This window comes from Micromonospora sicca (assembly GCF_003172935.1).
Classification (GTDB): domain Bacteria; phylum Actinomycetota; class Actinomycetes; order Mycobacteriales; family Micromonosporaceae; genus Micromonospora; species Micromonospora sicca.
Genome location: NZ_QGKS01000341.1, coordinates 1 through 5088 on the forward strand (window position 1 = coordinate 1; position 5088 = coordinate 5088).

General features: G+C 72.8%; 6 protein-coding genes. 1 reads left to right on the forward strand and 5 read right to left on the reverse strand.

The window, feature by feature from the left end; genetic code table 11:
* Window positions 1-139 precede the first annotated feature (139 nt).
* The 5 genes from mshC to DKT69_RS27815 all read right to left on the reverse strand — a co-directional run bounded on the left by mshC (window position 140) and on the right by DKT69_RS27815 (window position 4292).
* Window positions 140-1378, reverse strand: a complete 1239-nt coding sequence (gene mshC, locus DKT69_RS27795; protein ID WP_109804440.1) for a cysteine--1-D-myo-inosityl 2-amino-2-deoxy-alpha-D-glucopyranoside ligase — start codon at window positions 1376-1378, stop codon at window positions 140-142.
* 67 nt (window positions 1379-1445) lie between these two features.
* On the reverse strand, window positions 1446-2264 hold the full coding sequence (locus DKT69_RS27800; protein WP_109804441.1) for an SCO1664 family protein: 819 nt from the start codon (window positions 2262-2264) through the stop codon (window positions 1446-1448).
* Window positions 2261-2845 carry a DUF3090 domain-containing protein gene (locus DKT69_RS27805; protein WP_109804442.1) on the reverse strand — a complete coding sequence of 195 codons (585 nt, stop codon included), beginning with the start codon at window positions 2843-2845 and terminating at the stop codon, window positions 2261-2263. Before DKT69_RS27805 ends, DKT69_RS27800 begins: the two co-directional genes overlap by 4 nt.
* 112 nt (window positions 2846-2957) lie before the next feature.
* Window positions 2958-3671 carry a histidine phosphatase family protein gene (locus DKT69_RS27810; protein ID WP_109804443.1) on the reverse strand — a complete coding sequence of 238 codons (714 nt, stop codon included), beginning with the start codon at window positions 3669-3671 and terminating at the stop codon, window positions 2958-2960.
* Between the two features lie 159 nt (window positions 3672-3830).
* Entirely contained in the window at window positions 3831-4292 is a 462-nt protein-coding gene (locus DKT69_RS27815) for a MarR family winged helix-turn-helix transcriptional regulator (RefSeq protein ID WP_109804444.1), read from the reverse strand.
* Between the two features lie 142 nt (window positions 4293-4434).
* Between DKT69_RS27815 and DKT69_RS27820 the strand changes: the two genes are divergently transcribed.
* Window positions 4435-4995 carry an NADPH-dependent FMN reductase gene (locus DKT69_RS27820; protein WP_109804445.1) on the forward strand — a complete coding sequence of 187 codons (561 nt, stop codon included), beginning with the start codon at window positions 4435-4437 and terminating at the stop codon, window positions 4993-4995.
* The last annotated feature ends 93 nt before the right edge of the window (window positions 4996-5088 follow it).

Sequence of the window (5088 nt, forward strand, 5' to 3'; positions counted from 1 at the left end):
TCCATGATCGTCTGCGGTGCACGAGGGTGACACGCCGTCGGTGCCGCCGCTGAACCGCAGACGATCAAGGCGAACCGCTTGGCCACCCGGCAGCGAGGCGCCCAGCTGCCGCGGGGAGCGGAGCGCCGAGGCGGGGAGCTCAGAGGCGGATGCCGAGGAGGGCGTCGACGGTGTCGGCGAAGAGGGTGGGGCCCTGGGCGTCGTCGGCGACGCCGGCGAGGGCCTGCGCGGCCCACTCGTCGGCGACCGCCAGCGCGCCCGGCGTGTCCAGGTCGTCGGCAAGGCGGGCGCGTACCCCGGCCAGCAGCGTGGCCCCGGACGGCCCGGCGGGGACCGCGGCGGCCCGGCGCCAGCGCGCCAGGCGCTCCTGCGCGGTCACGAGCAGGTCCTCGGTCCAGGACCGGTCGGCGCGGTAGTGGCCGCTGATCAGGGCCAGCCGGACCGCCATCGGGTCGACCCGGTCGGCCCGCAGCCGGGAGACGAAGACCAGGTTGCCCTTGGACTTGGACATCTTCTCGCCGTCCAGGCCGATCATGCCGGCGTGCACGTAGTGGTCGGCGAAGGGCGCCTGGCCGGTCAGCCGTTCGGCGTGCGCGGCGGAGCACTCGTGGTGCGGGAAGAGCAGGTCGTTGCCGCCGCCCTGCACATCGATCCGGTCGCCGAGCAGGTTCAGCGCGATCACCGCGCACTCGATGTGCCAGCCGGGGCGGCCGGCGCCCAGCTCGCCGCCGGGCCAGGACGGCTCGCCCTCCCGGGCGCCGCGCCACAGCAGCGGGTCGAGTGGGTCCCGCTTGCCGGCCCGGTCCGGGTCGCCGCCGCGCTCCGGGAAGATCTCCAGCATCTGCTCCCGGGTCAGGTTCGACTCGTACCCGAACGCCGGGGCGGCGGAGATGTCGAAGTAGACGTCGCCGGTGCCGTCGTCGAGGCGGTATGCGGCGCCGTCCTTGAGCAGGACGAGGACCTTGTCGGCGATGTCCGGGATCGACTCGACCGCGCCGACGTAGTGCGCCGGCGGGATGATCCGCAGCGCCTCCATGTCCTCCCGGAACAGCGCGGTCTCCCGCATGGCCAGGACCTTCCAGTCCTCGCCGTCACGCTCGGCCCGCTCCAGCAGCGGATCGTCGATGTCGGTGACGTTCTGCACGTAGCGCACGGTCACGCCGGCGTCCCGCCACATCCGCTGCACCAGGTCGAACGTGATCATCGTGGCGGCGTGCCCGAGGTGGGTGGCGTCGTACGGGGTGATGCCGCAGACGTACATCGAGGCGGCGCCGTCGGGCTCGCTGGACTGGACGCCCTGCCGCGCCGAGTCGTACAACCTCAGCGGCACGCCCACACCCGGCAGCCGTGGCACCTCGTGTCCCACCCAAGACTCCATGACCGTCAGCCTAACGAGCCGCCCACCCGCCCGATGCCGCCCTGGGCGTGATCAACGCGACAACGGCTCACATCGGCGGCCAGGGCATCGCCGGCCAGTCCTCCGGCGGCTGGGGGAACCGCCCGCTCTCCCGCAGCCGGTCGACGCGGGCGGCCAGCTCGGCGACCTCGCCGATCGTCAGGTGCTCGGCCAGTTCCTCGCCGAGCGGTCCGGCGACCTGACCGGCGAGCGCGTCGAGCATCTCCACCGCGTCGGGCGGCAACTGCCGGCCGGCCCAGCCCCAGAGCACCGTGCGCAGCTTCTCCTCGATGTGGAAGCACACCCCGTGGTCCACACCGTAGATCCGGTCCTCCGGCCCGATCAGCACGTGGCCGCCCTTGCGGTCGGCGTTGTTCAGCACCGCGTCGAGGACGGCGAGGCGGGCCAGCCGAGGGTCGTCGGCGTGCGCCAGGGCGTACGCGGCGCCGTCGTCGTCGCGGGCCGCGGCGACCGGGAACCAGCGCGGCGGCAGGGCGTCCGCCGGCACGAACCCGACCAGCGGCTCGCCGTCCTCCGGCTCGTCGATCCAGAGCTGGCACGAGCCCGGACCGAACGGGCCGTCCCGCAGCACCGTCGGGGGCACCAGGTCCCAGCCGGTGGCGCGGGAGACCAGGTAGGCGGCCACCTCGCGGCCGGCGAGCGTACCGTCGGGGAAGTCCCAGAGCGGGCGCTCGCCGCGTACCGGCTTGTAGACGCAGCGGGCCGTCACCCCGTCCAGGCTGAGGATGCCGCGCAGCGTGGTGTTGGAGGCGTCGACCAGCCGCCCCTCGAGGTCGAGCTCACCGTCGATCAGCAGGCGGAGAGCGACGGCGCTGTCCTGTCGGGGCTGGAGTTCCGACGAGGTCACCGGTGATAACCGTTGTGCCGCGGACAGAGATGGCCGGCCGGGTCCAGCGGCTGACCGCAGAGCGGGCAGGGCGGGCGGCCGGCGTTGACCACGCGGCGGGCCCGCTCGATGAAGGCGCGGGTCGCCTCGGGGGTGAGCCGCACCCGCAGCCGGTCGAGGTCCTCGTCCGGCTCGTCCGGCTCCTCGTCGGCGTCCTCGTCGTCCTCCACGTCGCCCAGCTCGACCTCGGCCTCCGCCTCACCGACGGCGATCGCCTCGATCACCACGGTGGCGGTGTCCACGTCGAAGGCCAGGCCCAGGGTGCCGACCCGGAACTCCTCGTCGACCGGGGTGTCCAGCGGGTCGTTGTCGCCGGCGGCGGGGGTCGTCTCCGGCAGGTCCACGCCGAACCGGCGCTGCGCCTCGGAGAGCAGCTCCTCCAGCTTCTCGGCGAGCAGGGACACCTGGACCTTCTCCAGCGCGACGCTGACCAGCCGGCCACCGCCGCGCGCCTGGAGGAAGAACGTACGCTCCCCCGGCGGGCCGACGGTCCCGGCGACGAACCGCTCCGGCGGCTCGAAGGCGTGCACCTGGTGGGTCATACCCACGACCCTATCCGGCGGGTGGAGGCGTCGCGCACCGCACCGACGGTGGTTCCGCCCAGGGCGAAACGCCACCGGCCACGCCGCGGCGCCCCGGGCGTGGCGACGCGGCTCACCGGGCCGCCCCCGCGCCACCGCCCACCGCGGCGTCGGAGTCGACCGCGCGGGTGGCCCGTCGACGCCGCTTGCGCGGCGGCGGCACCAGCCCGGCCAGATCGCCGCCGGTGTCGTTGAGCCGGACCAGGAAGGGCCGCAACGGCGTGTAACGGATCGCCGTCACCGACGCCGGGTCCGCCACGATCCGCTGGAAAAGATCCAGGTGTACGCCCAGCGCGTCGGCCACGATGGCCTTGATCACATCGCCGTGGCTGCACGCCAGCCAGACCGCCTCCGGACCGTGCTCGGCGCTGATCCGGGCGTCCCAGGACCGCACCGCCGCCACCGCCCGCGCCGACATCGCGGCCATCGACTCCCCCGCCGGGAAGACGGCGGCGCTCGGATGCTGCTGCACCACCGGCCAGAGCGGCTCCTTGGCCAGCTTCTTCAGCGGCTGCCCCTCCCAGCTGCCGTACCCGCACTCGATCAGCCCCTCCTCCACCACCGGCTCCGCCTCCGGCAGAGCCAGGTCCAGGGTCTGCCGGCAGCGGATCAGCGGGCTGGTCACCACCGCCGCGAGCGGAAGGCCGCGCAGCCGCTCCCCGACCGCGGTGGCCTGGGCGCGACCCGTCTCGTCCAGCTCGACCGGCTGCCGGCCGGCCAGGCCGCCGTCGGCGTTCGCGGTGGTCCGGCCGTGTCGCAGAAGGAGAAGGGTCGCCACGGTGACCACCCTAGGGCGTCCGGCCCGGGTACGCCCTCACGGTCGCTTTCGCGGCCGCCGCGCCCCTGGTGTCGGCCGTTCCGTTCGGCCGCGGCCGCTTCGGGTGCGCCCTGCGCCGGCTCTTCCGCAGGACGAGGGCAGGGCGCCACCGAGGCACCACGGCCCGGCTCAGTCGGCCGTCCCGATCTGCTGAAACGCGCGGGCCAACTGGACCAGGTCGAAGCCCTCGAAATGATCCAGGAACCGCCGCCGCACGCTGGCCAGGTGACTCGGCCAGGACTCTTCCAGGCGGGCGAAGCCGGCGTCGGTCAGGACGGCGTTCCAGCCGCGGGCGTCCTTCTCGCACCTGACCCGCTCGACCAGCCCCGCCGTCTCCAGGCGGGTGATGGTCCGGGTCATCCCGCTGAGCGAGAGTTCGCACGCCCCCGCGAGTTCGCTCATCCGCATCTGCCGGCCCGGCGCCTCCGACAGGTGCATCAGGGCCGTGTATTCGGTGAGGGGCAGCTGGCGCTCCCCCACCATGTCGGCGTCGATCGCGCGGGGCAGCACGTACATGACCCGGCCGAGGGAGCGGACCAGCGCCTCCTCGGCGGGGCTGAGCGGTTCGGGTTCTCGGGAGGTCCGGGACATGCCATTCATCCTAGTTGCTTGACCGGACAACCTTCACCTCAGTGATGTGACGTCGGCCATGGATATTTGCTTGGTCAAGCAATCGCTCGCTAGCTTCGGCGACGCCAGGCAAGGACCGTCGGACTGGAAGGGCACCAGACACATGACCAGGATCGGGATCATCCTCGGCAGCACCCGCCCGGGGCGTAACGGAGAATCCGTCGCCCGCTGGGTGCTCGAGGTGGCCAAGCAGCGCACCGACGCGCAGTTCGAGCTGATCGACCTGCTCGACTACCAGCTGCCGCACCTCGACGAGGCGTACCCGCCGTCGATGGGCCAGTACTCCCAGCCGCACACGCTGCGCTGGGCCAACACCATCGCGTCGTTCGACGGGTTCGTGATGGTCACCCCGGAGTACAACCACTCCACCTCGGGTGCCCTGAAGAACGCCATCGACTTCCTCTACGCGGAGTGGAACAACAAGGCGGTCGGTTTCGTCAGCTACGGCTCGGTCGGCGGCACCCGCGCCGTCGAGCACCTGCGCCTGATCGCCGGCGAACTCCAGATGGCCGACGTGCGGTCCCAGGTGGCGCTGTCGCTCTTCACGGACTTCGAGAACTTCAGCGTCTTCAAGCCGAACCAGTTCCAGCAGGACGCGCTGAGCACCACCCTCGACCAGGTCGTGGCCTGGAGCACCGCGCTCGCCCCGCTGCGCAATCGCTGAACACATTTCCACCTGATTCGCCGGATGGCCGCGGGATCCTCCCGCGGCCATCTCCCTGCCGCCCCGGCCGGTTCCGTCCGGCAGCTCCCCACC